General features: G+C 71.2%; 16 protein-coding genes. 3 read left to right on the top strand and 13 right to left on the bottom strand.

Annotation, left to right across the window (positions count from 1 at the left end):
• Nucleotides 1-25: 25 nt before the first annotated feature.
• The 5 genes from rdgB to ACGFIV_RS11015 all read right to left on the bottom strand — a co-directional run bounded on the left by rdgB (nt 26) and on the right by ACGFIV_RS11015 (nt 3,922).
• Nucleotides 26-640 (bottom strand): RdgB/HAM1 family non-canonical purine NTP pyrophosphatase, encoded by a 615-nt coding sequence (gene rdgB, locus ACGFIV_RS11035; protein ID WP_358551495.1) that lies wholly within the window; start codon nt 638-640, stop codon nt 26-28.
• Nucleotides 637-1,353: a ribonuclease PH gene (gene rph / locus ACGFIV_RS11030; RefSeq protein ID WP_358551497.1), complete on the bottom strand. Its 717-nt coding sequence runs from the start codon at nt 1,351-1,353 to the stop codon at nt 637-639. The genes rdgB and rph overlap by 4 nt, the downstream gene beginning before the upstream one ends.
• 5 nt (nt 1,354-1,358) lie before the next feature.
• On the bottom strand, nt 1,359-2,111 hold the full coding sequence (locus ACGFIV_RS11025; RefSeq protein ID WP_358551499.1) for an MBL fold metallo-hydrolase: 753 nt from the start codon (nt 2,109-2,111) through the stop codon (nt 1,359-1,361).
• Between the two features lie 9 nt (nt 2,112-2,120).
• On the bottom strand, nt 2,121-3,023 hold the full coding sequence (gene murI / locus ACGFIV_RS11020) for a glutamate racemase (RefSeq protein ID WP_358551501.1): 903 nt from the start codon (nt 3,021-3,023) through the stop codon (nt 2,121-2,123).
• A 104-nt stretch (nt 3,024-3,127) separates the two neighbouring features.
• On the bottom strand, nt 3,128-3,922 hold the full coding sequence (locus tag ACGFIV_RS11015; protein ID WP_358551503.1) for a thioesterase family protein: 795 nt from the start codon (nt 3,920-3,922) through the stop codon (nt 3,128-3,130).
• 207 nt (nt 3,923-4,129) lie between these two features.
• Between ACGFIV_RS11015 and ACGFIV_RS11010 the strand changes: the two genes are divergently transcribed.
• Complete coding sequence (locus tag ACGFIV_RS11010; RefSeq protein ID WP_392833978.1) at nt 4,130-5,743, top strand: DUF3352 domain-containing protein; 1,614 nt, start codon at nt 4,130-4,132, stop codon at nt 5,741-5,743.
• Between the two features lie 68 nt (nt 5,744-5,811).
• Here ACGFIV_RS11010 and ACGFIV_RS11005 read toward each other — a convergent pair whose 3' ends face one another.
• The 5 genes from ACGFIV_RS11005 to clpS all read right to left on the bottom strand — a co-directional run bounded on the left by ACGFIV_RS11005 (nt 5,812) and on the right by clpS (nt 8,528).
• Nucleotides 5,812-6,759 carry a cysteine synthase gene (locus ACGFIV_RS11005; protein ID WP_358551508.1) on the bottom strand — a complete coding sequence of 316 codons (948 nt, stop codon included), beginning with the start codon at nt 6,757-6,759 and terminating at the stop codon, nt 5,812-5,814.
• Between the two features lie 2 nt (nt 6,760-6,761).
• Complete coding sequence (locus ACGFIV_RS11000) at nt 6,762-7,040, bottom strand: MoaD/ThiS family protein (RefSeq protein WP_358551510.1); 279 nt, start codon at nt 7,038-7,040, stop codon at nt 6,762-6,764.
• A 253-nt stretch (nt 7,041-7,293) separates the two neighbouring features.
• On the bottom strand, nt 7,294-7,704 hold the full coding sequence (locus ACGFIV_RS10995; protein WP_392833974.1) for a Mov34/MPN/PAD-1 family protein: 411 nt from the start codon (nt 7,702-7,704) through the stop codon (nt 7,294-7,296).
• A gap of 9 nt (nt 7,705-7,713) precedes the next feature.
• Entirely contained in the window at nt 7,714-8,241 is a 528-nt protein-coding gene (locus ACGFIV_RS10990; protein ID WP_358551514.1) for a DUF2017 domain-containing protein, read from the bottom strand.
• The gene (clpS, locus tag ACGFIV_RS10985) at nt 8,238-8,528 is read right to left on the bottom strand and encodes an ATP-dependent Clp protease adapter ClpS (RefSeq protein WP_358551516.1); all 291 of its coding nucleotides are present in this window, start codon (nt 8,526-8,528) and stop codon (nt 8,238-8,240) included. The genes ACGFIV_RS10990 and clpS overlap by 4 nt, the downstream gene beginning before the upstream one ends.
• Nucleotides 8,529-8,579: 51 nt before the next feature.
• Here clpS and ACGFIV_RS10980 point away from each other — a divergent pair, with 51 nt between their 5' ends.
• On the top strand, nt 8,580-9,860 hold the full coding sequence (locus ACGFIV_RS10980; protein WP_392833969.1) for a nicotinate phosphoribosyltransferase: 1,281 nt from the start codon (nt 8,580-8,582) through the stop codon (nt 9,858-9,860).
• 106 nt (nt 9,861-9,966) lie between these two features.
• Entirely contained in the window at nt 9,967-10,542 is a 576-nt protein-coding gene (locus tag ACGFIV_RS10975) for a nicotinamidase (RefSeq protein WP_358551520.1), read from the top strand.
• A 35-nt stretch (nt 10,543-10,577) separates the two neighbouring features.
• Here ACGFIV_RS10975 and ACGFIV_RS10970 read toward each other — a convergent pair whose 3' ends face one another.
• The 3 genes from ACGFIV_RS10970 to ACGFIV_RS10960 form a co-directional block, all read right to left on the bottom strand.
• Entirely contained in the window at nt 10,578-12,335 is a 1,758-nt protein-coding gene (locus ACGFIV_RS10970) for a DEAD/DEAH box helicase (RefSeq protein WP_358551522.1), read from the bottom strand.
• A gap of 217 nt (nt 12,336-12,552) precedes the next feature.
• The gene (locus ACGFIV_RS10965) at nt 12,553-13,233 is read right to left on the bottom strand and encodes a hypothetical protein (protein WP_358551524.1); all 681 of its coding nucleotides are present in this window, start codon (nt 13,231-13,233) and stop codon (nt 12,553-12,555) included.
• Nucleotides 13,234-13,336: 103 nt separating this feature from the next.
• On the bottom strand, nt 13,337-14,278 hold the full coding sequence (locus ACGFIV_RS10960) for a zinc metalloprotease (RefSeq protein WP_392833963.1): 942 nt from the start codon (nt 14,276-14,278) through the stop codon (nt 13,337-13,339).
• Nucleotides 14,279-14,309: the final 31 nt, after the last annotated feature.

Here is a 14,309-nt window from a genome sequence, read left to right as displayed (position 1 = left end):
CCGGCCCCACATGCGCCATCGCGGCTCAGGAGCCGAGCAGCTCACGCATGACGGGCACCAGGGCGCGGAAGGCGCGGCCCCGGTGGCTGATGGCGTCCTTGTCTCCGGGCGGCATCTCGGCGGTCGTGCGGCTCTCGCCCTCGGGGACGAAGGCGGGGTCGTACCCGAACCCGTTGGTGCCGCGCGGCGTGCGGATCACCGCCCCGGCGAGCGTGCCCTCGACGACGCGCTCGTGCCCCGAGGGCAGGGCGATCGCCGCAGCGCACGCGAAGTGGGCGCCCCTGCGGCCATCGGGAACGTCGGACACCTGGGCGAGCAGGAGCCTGAGGTTGGCGGCGTCGTCGCCGTGGGACCCCGACCAGCGGGCCGAGAAGACGCCGGGCATACCGTTCAGAGCGTCGACGCAGAGCCCGGAGTCGTCGGCGATCGCGGGCAGCCCGCTCGCCGAGGCGACCGCGTGCGCCTTGAGCAGGGCGTTCTCGGCGAAGGTGAGGCCGGTCTCGGCGACCTCGCCGATCTCGGGGAACTCCTCGAGCCCGACCAGCTCGGTCTTCTCGTCCGCCTCGGCCAGGATGCGCCGGAGCTCGACGATCTTGCCCGTGTTGCGGGTCGCCAGCACGACCCTCGGCACCGCGCTCACGACAGGGCCTCGCGCTGGCGCAGGGTCAGCTCGGCGCAGCCCGCGCCGGCGAGGTCGAGCAGGGCGTCGAGGGTCGCACGGTCGAACGGGACACCCTCGGCGGTGCCCTGGACCTCGACGAACTCGCCGGAGCCGGTCATGACGACGTTCATGTCGGTCTCGGCGGCGACGTCCTCGCGGTAGCAGAGGTCGAGCAGCGGAGTGGAACCGACGATGCCCACCGAGACGGCGGCCACGGAGTTGACCAGCGGGTCGCCGGGGCACATCTTGCGCTTGCGCATCCAGGCCACGGCGTCGGCCAGGGCGACATAGGCCCCGGTGATGGCGGCCGTGCGGGTGCCGCCGTCGGCCTGCAGCACGTCGCAGTCGAGCAAGACGGAGTTCTCACCGAGGGCCTTGTAGTCGACGCAGGCCCGCAGGGAGCGCCCGATCAGGCGGGAGATCTCGTGCGTGCGCCCGCCGATCTTGCCGCGCACCGACTCGCGGTCGGTGCGGGTGTTGGTGGCGCGGGGCAGCATGGCGTACTCGGCGGTGATCCAGCCGAGCCCGCTCCCCCTGCGCCAGCGAGGCACGCTGTCCTGCACGGAGGCGGCGCACAGCACCTTGGTGCCCCCGAACTCCACGAGGACCGAGCCCTCGGCATGGGCGAGCCAGTCGCGGGTGATCGTCACCGGCCGAAGCTGATCGGGACTACGTCCATCGTCACGTGCCATGAGCCTCACCTTAGGTCATACACGGCCCCGCTCCGCGCCAGTTCCACGCGGCCCTCGAAGCCGCCACGGCAGGCGTCTACGAAGATCTCGGAAGGGTCGTACCACGGCACCAGATGGGTGAGCACGAGCGTGCCGACGCCCGCCCGGGCGGCGTGCTCGGCGGCCTGCCTGCCGGTCAGGTGGAGGCCCACGGGGATGTCCGGCCGGTCGAGGAAGGACGCCTCGCACAGCAGGATGTCCGCGCCCGCGGCGAGCTTGACCAGTTCGGCGGACTCCCCGGTGTCGGCGGAGTACGCCACCGAGCGCCCGCCGTGCGAGACGCGGAAGCCGTACGTCTCCACGGGGTGGTTCATCGGCGCGGCCGTCACCTCGAACGGGCCCACCGAGAAGGTGCCCGGCGCCAGCGGCACGAAGTCGAACGCGGTCTCGAGGCCGGGCTCCTCGTCCATGCCGTAGGCGGCGGCCAGGCGGCGCGGGGCGTCCTCGGGCGCGTGGACCGGCACGCGGGGCAGCGTGCGGTCGGGCGAGTAGGTGCGCACCACGTGGTAGGCGCACAGGTCGAGACAGTGGTCGGCGTGCAGGTGCGACAGGCAGATGGCGTCCACGTCGTACAGGCCGATGTGCCGCTGGAGGACCCCGAGGGAGCCGTTGCCGAAATCCAGAAGCAGGTGGAACCCCTCCGCCTCCAGCAGGTAACACGAGGCGGGACTGTCCGGACCGGGAAAGCTCCCGGAACACCCGACGATCGTCAACTTCACGGCGGCCTCCTAACTCGGCGCGGTCAACGCCTCTTCACCCGAAACGTCCCCAACCAGCGCGCGCTCGACGGTACCGATCTCGGGTCCGAGGAACCGCCGTCCGAGGTCGGCGAACAGCGTGCCGTCTCCGGTCGCGCGAAATCTGTGGCGGGGCGCCGAGCCCTGGCCCGCCAGCCCGCGGTCATGCAGGACGCGGAAGACGTCCTTGGCCGTCTCGTCCGCGCTGGACACCAGCGTGACGCCGTTCCCCATGACGTAGGAGATGGCGCCGGTGAGCAGCGGGTAGTGCGTGCAGCCGAGGATCAGCGTGTCGCAGCCGTCGTCGATCACCGGCTGGAGGTACTCCCTCGCGACCTCGATGAGCTCGTCGCTCATGGTCTCGCCCCGCTCCACGAACTCCACCAGCCGCGGCGCCGCCACGCCCGTGAGCCGCACGTCCGGCGCCGCCGCGAAGGAGTCCTGGTAGGCCATGGACTCGATCGTCGCCCGCGTGGCGATCACCCCCACCCTGCCGTTCCTGGTGGCCCGTACGGCCCTGCGCGTCGCCGGCTGGATGACCTCCACCACCGGGACGTCATAGCGCTCCCTGGCGTCCCTCAGGACCGCGGCGCTCGCGCTGTTGCAGGCGATCACGAGCATCTTCACGTCGTGCTCGACGAGGTGGTCCATCACCTGGAGGGCGTAGGCGCGCACCTCGGCGATGCGCTTCGGCCCGTACGGCTGCCGCGCGGTGTCGGCGACGTACAGGATCGATTCGTTCGGGAGCTGGTCGATGATCGCCCGTGCGACCGTGAGGCCTCCCACGCCGCTGTCGAAGACCCCTATGGCGGGGTCCTCCTGAGCACTCTGGTCGTCTGTTGCTTCGATGACGCTGACCCACGGCGCGTGGGCGACGCTCCCGATGTCCGACATGATTCCCAAGGTTAGGGGACCGTCACTAATCGCTCACGGTAAGAATCCTCACATCGGAGTAATCCCTCATGATCGCCTGAGGGCGCCGCTCCCCCGCCGGCCGGTCAGCCCCGGCCGAGGCGGGCGAGCTGGCGCGACTGGGCGACCAGGTTTCCCTCGGAGTCCCAGACCTCGACGTCCTCGTCGAACCAGCCGTCCCTGATCAGGCGGCCCTGGCCGATGAGGGTCAGCCAGCCGGGCGCGGGCAGGGCCCGGAGGTGCCAGGTCAGCTCGACCGTCGGGGCCCAGCCCCGGCAGCCCGCCGAGAAGACGACGGGCGGCAGCGCGTCCACGGCGAGGGCCAGGATGAAGGGATCGGGATCCTGGGGCTCCGACATGCGGAAGTACGCGCGCGACTCCGGCCGCCCGGACGGCTCGCCGGTGAGCCAGCCGATGGTCGGCGGGTCGAACCGCATCTCCATCTGGGCGTTGAGGGTCATGTTGGACTCGGGCTTCGGCTCCGGCAGCGCGACGCAGTCCTCGATGGGAGGCATGGCGGCCGCGGGAGGCTCGGCCCACACGCTCGCGGCGCCGCCGCCGAGCGTGGCCGTGGTCACGAGCGTGTCGATGTAGGCGGTTCCGTCCTGGATCAGGGTCGCCCGGGTCATCGCGGCCGTCTTGCCTGCCTTGAGCTGCTCCAGCCGTACGCGCGCGGGCCCCGGCGCCGGCGCCCGCAGGAACTGGGCGGCGGTGGACACCGGGTGGTCGTGCGGTGAGGCGTCCACGACGGCGCGCAGCAGCACGGCCATGAGGTAGCCGCCGTTGAGCGGCCCCCCGATCGAGTACCCGGGATCGAGGCACACGTCGTACGTGGTCTCGTCGACCCTGATCGCCTGCGTGGCCTCGTCGAACTTCGTCATCTGTACTTCTTGCCTCGCTTCGCCACCCGCACCGGAATGTTGTTCTGGCCCAATACCTTACCGATGCCCTCGGGCGGGCGCTCGGCGGGAGCGGTTCACGAAGGCCGCCGGCCGAGGGGGTCCGGTGTAAAGCGCGCTGCAAGCGTCTCTCTACCGGGGCGGCTTAGGTTCTCCGTGAATCCCTCCTAATTGCCCCGAGAGTGGAACATGTCAGGTCAACCGCTCCCCCCGTACCCCTTCAACCAGGACCCCGACCGGACCGTGTCGTACCGGCACCCGGTGCCCGACCAGGGCCCCGGCCCCTACACGCAGCCCTACGCCCAGCCCTCAGGCCCGCCTCCCTGGCGGCAGGAGGAACTCGGCCCGCCCGTGCCGTCCGCCAGGAAGACGGGAAGGGGATGGCTGTTCGCGATCATCGCGGCCGTCCTGGTCGTCGTGGTCGGCGGTGGCGGCGTGTACGCCGTCACCCTGCTCAGCGGTGGCGGCACGCAGCCCGAGGACGTGCTCCCCTCCGGCACCCTGGCGTACGTACGGGTGGACCTGGACCCGGCGGCCAACCAGAAGGTGGCGCTGTTCACCCTCGCCAGGAAGTTCTCCGCCACCCGCGACAGCTTCACCGGCGACGACCCGCGCAAGGCGCTCTTCGACCTGCTCGGCAAGAACAGCGAGGACCTGGCCAAGGTCGACTACGCCCGCGACGTCGAGCCCTGGATCGGCTCCCGCCTCGGCTTCGGGCTCCTTGCCCCGCAGTCAGGAAAGCGGACGCCCCAGGTGGCCGTGGCCGTCCAGGTCACCGACGAGGCCGGGGCCCGCACCGGGCTGGCCAAGCTCAACGCGGGCGGCGAGCTGAAGGGCCTGGCGTTCAGGGAGGACTACGCGATCCTCGCGGAGACCCAGGCGGCGGCCGACTCCTACGTCACGGCGGCGCCGCTGTCGCAGAACGCCGACTTCGCCGCCGACCTGAAGGCCGTCGGCGAGCCCGGTGTGCTCTCGTTCTGGGGCAACGTGGGCGAGATCGCCAAGGCGGCGGGAGCCGCCATGCCCACCGACACCGCCACGCTCGACATGATCAAGAACGTGCGCCTCGCCGGGGCCCTGCGGTTCGACAGCGGCTACGCGGAACTGACCGGGATCTCCCGCGGATCGGCCGTGCAGGGGCCGACCGACCCCGGGGGGATCCGCCTGAGCACCCTGCCCGCCTCGACCTCCGGAGCCCTGTCGGTCTCGGGCCTCGGCGACACGCTCGCCAAGCAGTGGCCGCAGATCATGAAGGCGGCCGAGGGCCCCGCGGGGAGCCAGGCCTTCACCGACTTCGTCACCCAGGCCCAGCAGATGTACGGCATCGCCCTACCGGCCGACCTCGTGACACTTCTCGGCAAGAACCTCACGGTGGCGGTGGACGCGCAGGGCCTCGACGGCGCGGTGCCCAACGTCGGCGCCGTGCTCACCACCGACCCCGCCAAGGCGCAGGAGGTCGTCTCCAAGATCGAGCGCTTCCTCACCGACTCGGGGGCCGGGGCTCCGCGGATCGCCAAGGCGGCGGGGGACGGGAAGCTGGTCCTCGCGAGCTCGCAGGACTACGCGGGCAAGCTGAACGAGCAGGGGACGCTGGGCGACAGCGAGACGTTCAAAATCGCGATTCCGGACGCGGACGCGGCGACCGCCGCGCTCTTCGTCGACCTCGACAAGATCGAGAAGTACTACCTGGACGGCTTCCACGGCGACGATCGGGCCAACCTCCAGGCGCTGCGGGCCGTGGGCCTCAGCGGCAGGCAGTCCGGCGACACCACTTCTTTCAGCCTGCGAGTGCTGTTCAACTGAATCAACCGAAGCTCAGTCTGAACGGCCGCCTCCCAAAGGAGACGGCCGTTCGTCGTCCCGTACGGGGATCAGGCCCAGAGCTGGCCTTCGAGACGGTCTTCCGCCTCGTCGATCGTGCCCTCGTAGGCGCCGGTGGAGAGGTACTTCCACCCGCCGTCGGCCACGATGAACGCGATGTCGGCCCGCTCCCCCGTCTTGGCCGCCTTGGCCGCCATGCCGAGGGCCGCGTGCAGAGCACAGCCCGTGGAGATTCCGGCGAAGATGCCCTCGGTGCCGAGCAGCTCGCGCGTACGCCTCAGAGCGTCGGCCGAGGTCACAGAGAACCGCGTGGTCAGCACGCCGGCGTCGTAGATCTCGGGGATGAAGCCCTCGTCGACGTTGCGCAGGCCGTACACGAGCTCGCCGTACCGGGGCTCGGCGGCCACGATCTGGATGCCGGGCACCCGCTCGCGCAGGTAGCGCCCGACGCCCATCAGCGTGCCCGTGGTGCCGAGCCCGGCGACGAAGTGGGTGATCGACGGCAGGTCTTCGAGGATCTCGGGCCCGGTCGACTCGTAGTGCGAGCGCCAGTTCGCCGGGTTGCCGTACTGGTAGAGCATCACCCAGGAGGGGTTCTCGGCGGCCAGGTTCTTGGCCACCCGTACGGCCTCGTTGGAACCACCCGCCGCCGGCGAGGAGATGATCTCCGCCCCGTACATGCGCAGCAGCTGGCGGCGCTCCTCGGAGGTGTTCTCGGGCATGACGCAGATCAGGTTGTAGCCCTTGAGCCGGGCCGACATCGCGAGCGAGATGCCGGTGTTGCCCGACGTCGGTTCGAGGATCGTGCAGCCGGGGCTGAGAAGGCCGTCCTTCTCAGCCTGCTCGATCATCCACAGCGCCGGGCGGTCCTTGACAGACCCGGTCGGGTTGCGGTCCTCCAGCTTGGCCCAGACGCGCACGTCCTCAGAAGGGGACAGACGCGGCAGCCCGACCAGCGGAGTGCGCCCGACCGAGTCGATCAGCGAGTCGAAGCGCATGACTAGCGACTGCCCCCGGCCACGGCGGGCAGCACGGTCACGGTGTCGCCGTCGGCGACGGGGGTGTCCAGGCCGCCGAGAAAGCGGACGTCCTCGTCGTTGAGGTAGACGTTGACGAACCGGCGCAGGCCGGAGTCGTCGACGATGCGGGCCCGCAGGCCCGGGTGGCGGGACTCCAGGTCACCGATGAGGTCGGACAGCGTCGCGCCTGCGGCGTCGACCGACTTCGCTCCGTCGGTGTAGGTGCGGAGGATGGTCGGAATGCGAACCTCGATGGCCATCGCGGGTCAATCTCCTAGGTCAGTTGTCGTCACGGTGCACCCAACGAGTGCGAACAAGGCTGGTCGGGCGGGGATTCCTGTGATCAGGAACAGTCGTAGACGACGGCGAAGGGAGTATGCGCGAAAAGATGGTTCTGCACGGGCGACGAATGCCCGGGGCGCACCCGGGCGCTCCCCGACTCCGGGTCAATCGTCAGCATGTTCCCAACTCTACAGCTTCCGATGTCCGTGCAGATGGTCGCGCGGGGAGGGGTCATGCCGGGACGATCTCGACCTTCTCCTCGGTCACGACGCCGTCCAGCACGCGGAAGGAACGGAACTGCACGTCGTCGGGGTCGGCCGTCGACACCAGCACGTAGTGGGCGTTGGGCTCCGAGGCGTAGCTCACGTCGGTGCGCGAGGGATACGCCTCGGTCGAGGTGTGGGAGTGGTAGACGACCACGGGCGCCTCGTCGCGGTCGTCCATCTCGCGCCACACCCGGAACTGCTCCATGGAGTCGAAGCGGTAGAACGTCGGAGATCGCTCGGCGTTCTCCATGGGGATGAAGCGCTCGGGACGGTCGGAGCCGGCCGGCCCGGCGATCACCCCGCAGGCCTCATCCGGGTGATCGGCCCAGGCGTGGGTGATGATCTTGTCGACCAGTTCCCGTGAGATCGTCAGCATGCCTGGAAGTTACCAAAGGGCCCGGACCAGTGTGTCCTGGAGGTAGGTGAGCCAGTCGTAGGTGACGTACGCGGGGTAGCGCGGGTCGTCCTCGGCCATCTCGGAGAGCTCCTGGTGGACCTCCTCGGTGACCTCCAGGCGCACGCCCAGCGCGAGCCGCACGTCGTTGAGCGCCCGCAGCCAGGACTGCGCCTGCTCGGCCGTGAGCTCGACCTTGCCCTGCTCGGCGGTCTCCAGCAGGGTCTCGGCGTCGGCGCGCTTGCCCTCGCGCAGCGTGGCCTCGGTGTAACGCCTGAACTCCGCCGAGGCCTTCTCGTCGTCGGCGTACGCGGAGGGGAACAGCCGGGCGAGCACCGGGTCGGACGGCTCCTCGGCGGACCCGATGCCGAGCGCCCTCTCAAGCGGATCGTCGCCGGTGGCGCCGGGCTCGACGAGGCCGAGGACCTGCGCGACGAGCGAGCGCAGGATCGAGGCCTCGCCCGCGTCGAGCAGGATGGTGACCGCGCCGCTCCCCGCCGAGCTGAAGCCGGTGCTCACGCGGAGTCCCGCTGGACGGTGGCCCAGAGCCCGTAGGAGTGAAGGATCTGCACGTCGCGTTCCATCTCCTCACGCGTGCCGCTGGCCACGACGGCCTTGCCCTTGTGGTGCACGTCGAGCATCAGCTTCTCGGCCTTGGGCTTCGGGTAGCCGAAGACGGTCTGCAGCACATAGGTGACGTATGACATCAGATTGACCGGGTCGTTCCAGACGATGGTCAGCCACGGAAGCTCGGGACGGACGTCCGTCGACGGACGCTCGACCTCGGCTGGAGCGGTACTACCCACGTTCCCATCCTGCCCTACCCCGGTCGTAGTCTTCGACTTGTGAAGATTGCCATGAGCAGCGCGTTGCTCACCGATCACTATGAGCTGACGATGCTGCAGGCGGCATTGGCCGGCGGAGCCGCGGGCCGGCGCGCGGTCTTCGAGGTCTTCGCACGTCACCTGCCCCTCGGCCGGCGGTACGGCGTGGTGGCGGGCACCGGGCGGGTACTGGAGGCCCTCGCCGGATTCCGTTTCGGCGAGCCCGAGATCTCCTACCTCCGCGAGAACCGGGTGGTGAACGACCAGACCCTCGACTTCCTCGCGAACTACCGCTTCTCCGGCGACGTGTGCGGCTACCCCGAGGGCGAGGTCTACTTCCCCGGCTCCCCGATCATGGTGGTGGAGGGCACGTTCGCCGAGGCCGTCCTGCTGGAGACCGTGATCCTCTCCATACTCAACCATGACTCGGCGATCGCCACGGCGGCGTCCCGCATGGTCCACGCGGCGGGCACGCGCCCGATCATCGAGATGGGCTCCCGCCGCACGCACGAGCTGGCGGCGGTCGCGGCGGCGCGGGCGGCGTACCTCGCGGGGTTCTCCTCCACCTCCAACCTCATGGCCGGGAGAGTGTACGGCGTGCCGACGGCCGGCACCAGCGCGCACGCCTTCACCCTGCTGCACAGCTCCGAGTTCGACGCCTTCCAGGCCCAGATCGACTCCCTCGGCCCCGGCACCACCCTGCTCGTCGACACCTACGACGTCGCCAAGGCCGTACGGACGGCGGTAGAGCTCGCCGGGCCGGAGCTCGGGGCCGTGCGCATCGACTCGGGCGACCTGGCCGTGGCCGCCCACGAGGTGCGCCAGATGCTCGACTCGCTCGGCGCCACGAAGACGCGCATCGTGGTCACCGGCGACCTCGACGAGTACGCCATCGCGGCCCTCGCCGCGGCCCCGGTCGACGGATACGGCGTGGGCACCTCGGTGGTCACGGGGTCGGGCGCGCCCACGGCCGCCATGGTCTACAAGCTCGTCGCCCGCGAGGACTCCGAGGGCGCGCTCAGCCCGGTGGCGAAGAAGTCGGTAGGCAAACCGAGCAAGGGGGGCAGGAAGTACGCCTTCCGGGCCCTGGAGGGCGGCACAGCGGTCGCCGAGCTGGTCACCACCTCACCCGGAGCGCCCGTCCCCGGGGGCGCGAGGCCGCTCCTGCGCGAGCTCGTGCGGGGCGGCGAGATCGTCGGGCGCGAGCCCCTTGCCACCGCCAGGGAACGGCACCGTACGTCCGTGGCCGAGCTGCCCGCTCTCGCGCATCAGCTCTTGCAAGGTGACGCGGTGATCCCGACGGTCTTCTCGTAGGGCGTCTCGTGTGCTCCCGCGTGGGCGCACACCCCGGCCTTCGGGTGATATGCCGGATATTCTCGGCGACGGTGGAGCTTCCCCCCGTCGCGCCTCAGGAGCATTCATGAGCACAGCCCTTGTCATCGTGGACGTGCAGAACGACTTCTGCGAGGGCGGCAGCCTGCCCGTGGGCGGCGGAGCGCGCGTGGCGGCGGCCATCGGCCCGCACGCCGCCGCCGGAGGCTACGACCACGTGGTGGCCACCCGTGACTACCACGTCGACCCCGGGGCGCACTTCGCCGACCGGCCGGACTACGTGCGCACCTGGCCCGCCCACTGCGTGGTGGGGACGGCCGGGGCCGACTTCCACCCGGCGCTGGACACCTCCGCCGTCGAGGAGATCTTCAGCAAGGGCAGGCACAGCGCGGCCTACAGCGGCTTCGAGGGCCAGAGCGGCGACGGCACCGGCCTGGCCGAGTGGCTGACCTCCCGGGGCGTCGAGCGCGTCGACGTGGTGGGCATCGCCACCGACCACTGCGTACGGGCCACCGCGCTCGACGCCGCAGGGAACGGCTTCGCGGTGCGCGTGCTGCTCGATCTGACGGCGGGCGTCGCGCCGGCGACCACGGAGACGGCCCTGGCCGAGCTGCGGTCCGCCGGGGTGGAGCTCACCGGCGCGCCCATCGTCACCGGCCCCTGACGGGAGCGGTCAGCGCGCCGCGGGGTGCCCGCCGCTCAGCGGGATCGCTGGGTGGCCCACTTGCGGATCGTCTCGATGCGCTGGCGGATCTGGTCGCCGGACGCCTGGGCGATGGGAGGGCCGCCGCAGGCCCTGCGCAGCTCGGCGTGGATGACGCCGTGGGGCTGGCCGGTGCGGTGGTTCCAGGCCCCCACGAGGCCGTTCAGCTCCTTGCGCAGCGCGGCCATCTCCTCGTGGGGGGCGAGGACCGGCGGCGGCGCGGGATCGGCCGCCTTACGCCGCCTGGCGGCCTGCTGGTCGGCCTGGTGCTTGCGAAGCAGCACCGCCACCTGGTCGGGCTCCAGCAGCCCCGGCAGGCCGAGGAAGTCCTCCTCCTCGGCCGAGCCGGTCTCCGCCGCCGTGCCGAACTCGCCGCCGTCGAACAGGACGCGGTCGAAGGTGGCCGAGGCCTCCACGGTCTCGAACGGCAGCTCGTCGCCGAGGACGTCGGGATTGTCCTTCTTCTGCCGGGCCTCGTCGACGAGGAAGTCGTCGAGGCCCTCCTCGGGGATCTTGCGGTCGAGCACGTGGTCGCGCTCGGCCTCCATCTCGCCCGCAAGACCCATGAGGGTCGGCACCGAGGGCAGGAACACCGACGCGGTCTCGCCCCGCTTGCGGGCGCGGACGAAGCGCCCGACGGCCTGGGCGAAGAACAGCGGGGTCGACACGCTGGTGGCGTACACCCCGACGGCGAGACGCGGGATGTCGACGCCCTCGGAGACCATGCGCACCGCGACCAGCCAGCGCTCCTCTGAGGCGCTGAACTGCTTGATCTTGCCGGAGGCCCCGGGGTCGTCGGAGAGCACGATGGTGGCGCCCTGGCCGGTGATCGCCCGCAGGTGCTTGGCGTACGCGCGGGCCGTCTCGTGGTCGGTGGCGATCACCATCGCGCCCGCGTCGGGGACGCCCCGCCGCACCTCGGTGAGCCGCTTGTCGGCGGCCAGCAGCACCTGGCGGATCCAGTCGCCCTTCGGGTCGAGGGCGGCGCGCCACGCCTGGCCGAGCTGGTCCTTGGTGAGAGGGGTGCCGAGCGTCGCGGTGATCTCGTCGCCCGCGCGGGTGCGCCAGCGCATCTCGCCCGCGTACGCCAGGAAGATGACGGGACGGACCACGCCGTCGGCCAACGCCGGGCCGTACCCGTAGGAGTAGTCGGAGAGGCTGCGCCGGACGCCCTCGCCGTCCTCGGCGTAGGTGACGAAGGGGATCGGGTTGGTGTCGGACCGGAACGGGGTGCCGGTGAGGGCGAGCCGCCGGGCGGCCGGCTCGAAGGCCTCGCGCACGCCGTCACCCCAGGACTTGGCGTCGCCCGCGTGGTGGATCTCGTCGAAGATGACCAGCGTCTTGCGGGCCTCGGTGCGCGCGCGGTGCAGCGCGGGATGCATCGACACCTGGGCGTAGGTCACCGCGACGCCGGCGTAGTCGCGGGAGGTGGCGCCCTGGCTGTTCTTGAACTCGGGGTCGATGGCGATGCCGACCCTGCCGGCCGCGTCGGCCCACTGCCGCTTGAGGTGCTCTGTGGGCGTGACGATGGTCACGGCGCGCACGACGCCACGGCCCAGCAGCTCGCTGGCGATGCGCAGCGCGTACGTCGTCTTGCCCGCGCCCGGGGTCGCCACGGTGAGGAAGTCACGCGGCTCGCGCCGGAAATAGAGGTCGAGGGCCTCCTGCTGCCACGCGCGGAGCTTCGGCGCGGTGCCCCACGCGGCGCGGTCGGGATAGGAGGGTGACAGATGGGACGCGGCAAACGAGCTCACGCCGACCTCCTCACCAGATGGCCTCTGCGGACCGCCGGGGCGTCGCCCCCATTGATCGTCTTGTCGCTGCGCTCGTTTCGCTCCCTCACAGTGAAGCCACCATAGTGGGGACCACCGACAAGACGTGCCGACCCTCCGGGATTCTCGCCATGCCACCCTTCCCGTGCTAGAAGGGACCACGTCCTCACGCGCCGTGACCAACGCGCCCTGAGTCCGGCTACCTCAGGCCCCTGACGACGGCGTCGATCTCGGCCCGCCGCGCCGGGTCGTCGGGCTGGGCGAGGCCGAGGACCACCACGCTCCGGTCGTCCTTGGTGAGAAGTGTCACGCGAAGGTAAGACGGCTGGTTCACCACGTCGGTGTAGCTCGCGCGCAGCGCCCGTGAGTGGCCGGCGTACCCCCCCACCGTGATGGGCCGGTCGTCGACCACGTCGACCGTGTCGCCGTGCAGCAGCAGCCGCCCGTACAGGTCGGCCAGGTCGAGCGTCGCGGCCTTCGGCCCGGAGACCGCCACGGACTCCCCCGGCCGGGTCATGACGAGCGCCGAGCCGCCGGCCGTGGCGACGGACGTGAACCCCGTGACCGGAGGAACCATGCCGCGCCGCCACCCCTGGGGCAGCGGGTAGCTGACGCCCGCCGCCGGGTCCGCGACGTCCACCGCGGGACCGGGCGCGTTGAGTCGGTTCACGGCGAAGGCGACGGTGCCGGCCACCAGGGCGACACCCGTCGCCAGGGCCAGGGCGAACACCAGCGCCCTCCTGAGCCAGGCGGGCACCCTGACCCGCGCCGGCGGGGCGGGCGCGCCGTACAGCCGGGCCGACGGAGGAAGGCCCTCGGCCTCGGACGGAGGCCATGCCCGATCGCCATACGGCCGTCGCTCGATGCGGTGCTCGTCCACGGTGCCTCCTCCCGTGCACTGAGTATCGGCACCGAAGGCACCCGTTCGTCAACGAGCACCTCGATTATCGAGCAGGAAAACTATGGAAACCGGCCCGCCGGTGTCAGGTCGCGGGGGCTCGGTAGGCGCTCCACATCTCGCGCATCCGGGCGGCCTGGCCGGCGGTGAACTCCGACATGCAGCGGTCGTGGGCGTAGTCCATGTAGTTGTGAATCGGGTCCTCACCGGTGTCCGGGCAGGTGTCCTTGCGCGCGGGGCAGCCCTGGGTGGGAGTGGCCTCGGGCGGGGTGTCGTCGACGGAGTCGCCCGGCTGGGCGCAGCCGTTCTCGAAGGTGTGCAGCAGCCCGAGCCAGTGCCCGATCTCGTGAACCCCGGTGTACCCCTTGGAGAAGTCGCGCAGGGCGCCTCCCGGCAGGCTGCGCCAGTCGATCACGACGCCGTCGAGGCTCGGGCGGCTCTGGTACCAGTGCGGGTAGGTGGCGTAGCCCAGCACCAGCTCGCTGAGCTGGGCCACGTAGAGGTTGAGCGTCTCGGCCCCGCCCTTGCGCAGCCGTTGCTTCATCGCCGACTCGTTGCCGAGCGGCTCGCGGAACCAGGTGGGGTTGTCGGTGTGGGTGACGCCCCGGAGGACGAAGCGGATACCGGTGTCGACGCCGCCCAGCCGGCCTCCGTAAGCGGCGTTGAGCGTGTCGACCTGCGTGCCCAGGGAGATGTCCGAGGCCCCCATGCGACCGTCGGTGATGACGTGGATCCACAGGGGGACCGTGACCGTGACGGCCGGCGGCTCGGCGTGCGGGGAGCGTAGTCGCCGGCGCATGCCGGAGAGCATACGGGCGGCCTCGCGGGCGCCGATCGTGTACGGCTCGGCTCCGCGCGTCTCAGGCCTCATCACGCGGGAGGGCGACGCGCGCCGCTCGGCCCCGCGCGTGCCGGGTCTCGGCACGCGGGCATCGGGGGTGCGCCGCCCGGCCTCCCGGGTTTCGGCCCCCGGTGGCCGGGCATGCCCGCAGGAGCGCGTGGCCGCCGCGCGAGCCGAGCCGGGCACGCCTGCGAGCGTGAACAGGCACACCAAAGAC

Origin of the sequence: Sphaerisporangium sp. NPDC049003 (assembly GCF_043197795.1) — a bacterium.
Lineage (GTDB): Bacteria > Actinomycetota > Actinomycetes > Streptosporangiales > Streptosporangiaceae > Sphaerisporangium.
This window is presented reverse-complemented; position numbering and strand designations above follow the sequence as displayed.